Raw genomic sequence first — 415 nt, forward strand, 5'->3', positions numbered from 1 at the left:
GTATGGCTTCGGGCTGAAGACAATTGCGGGCATCGAGGTCTATGGCAGCAATACCTACATGCAGCGTATCGCCGTGCCTGCCAGCAAGCCCGGGATACTACAGACAATCCGGTTTTCCTTCTCCGCTCCGCTGCGGCCGGGCGACTATTTTCTCGACGTCGGCGTGGCGGAAATCGATGGAACTCCCGGGGGGAGCGCCGTGGATGTCCGTCGTTCCGTCGCAATGATAACCATAGCTCCGGTCGCCAAGCGCATCGACTTCAACGGTCTGTTCGACCTGTCTCCAAAGTTCGATATCCTGTGATGGTGGTTCTCGAAAGACCGCAATGAGCAACGATACCCGTAGTATTCCCGAATGGCCACAATTCTCGTCAGAGGTTATGCGGCAGGGGCCGGCCATTCGCAAAGCCCACAT

At 57.3% G+C, this 415-nt stretch carries 1 protein-coding gene; it reads left to right on the plus strand.

The window, feature by feature from the left end; genetic code table 11:
• On the plus strand, positions 1-304 hold a 304-nt coding region (locus ACNFOC_RS55590), incomplete at its 5' end, for a Wzt carbohydrate-binding domain-containing protein (RefSeq protein WP_416966471.1).
• Positions 305-415: the final 111 nt, after the last annotated feature.

The sequence above is a fragment of the Streptomyces colwelliae genome (genome assembly GCF_048158785.1).
Lineage (GTDB): Bacteria > Actinomycetota > Actinomycetes > Streptomycetales > Streptomycetaceae > Streptomyces.